Origin of the sequence: Pseudomonas sp. R62 (assembly GCF_000257605.1) — a bacterium.
Lineage (GTDB): Bacteria > Pseudomonadota > Gammaproteobacteria > Pseudomonadales > Pseudomonadaceae > Aquipseudomonas > Aquipseudomonas atacamensis.
In genome coordinates, this window is the sequence record NZ_AHZM01000919.1 from 1 (window position 1) to 814 (window position 814).

1 protein-coding gene is annotated in these 814 nt (G+C 59.6%); it reads right to left on the minus strand.

Translation table 11 applies throughout. The annotated features are described in order from the left end of the window. Positions 1–46: 46 nt before the first annotated feature. The coding region (locus OQK_RS01110) for a patatin-like phospholipase family protein (RefSeq protein WP_038860261.1) at positions 47–814 on the minus strand (768 nt) is incomplete at its 5' end.

Below are 814 nucleotides of genomic sequence, written 5' to 3' on the forward strand. Positions count from 1 at the left end.
CTGCTCGCGAAGAGGCCATCAAATACTCCGAAAAATCCGCATCAGATCAACCCTGCTCCTGCTCATACCGATCCAGCGTATCACTGGCAATCTGTCTGCCCAGCGCGATCAACTCCGGCGCCTTGTAGAACTCGAAAAACCGGCACACCCGCTTCGGCACGTTGATCAGGATATCCGGCGGATACCCGGCGATCTTGTACTGCGCCAGTGAGGTCTGCATCACCTCGAAACTCTGGTTGATCAAATCCAGCAGCGACGCCGGCCCGACGTTATCGATGATGAACGAACCGGTGGCGGATTTCGGCGCGCCTTCGCGTTCCGGGGCGGAGGCCGGTTGTTGGCTTTCCGGTTCGACGCCTTCGAGCCACGGATTGATTTCCGCCGCCTCGGCGCGCAACGCTTCCTGTTCCAGCTTCAACAATTGCTCGGCCTGTTTACGCCGGAATGGCAACTTCGAACCCATGGATTTGATCAGACTGTCGAAGCGCGAACGGAACGCCGCTGGCCGCTCGATCACCGGCAACTTGTACTGGCGCTGATTGGTGGCGTTGAGGTTGACCGCGATGATCAGGTCGCAATGGCTCGATACCACCGGAACGATCGGCAACGGATTGAGAATGCCGCCGTCGACCAGCATGCGGTTGCCCTGCATCACCGGGGTAAACAGGCTGGGAATCGCCGCCGAGGCGCGCATGGCCTGATGCAGGCAGCCTTCCTGAAACCAGATTTCCTGCTGGTTGGTCAGATCGGCGGCGACGGCGGTGTAGGGGATGCGCAGGTCTTCGATGTTGATCTCGCCGACGATCTTGCGGAT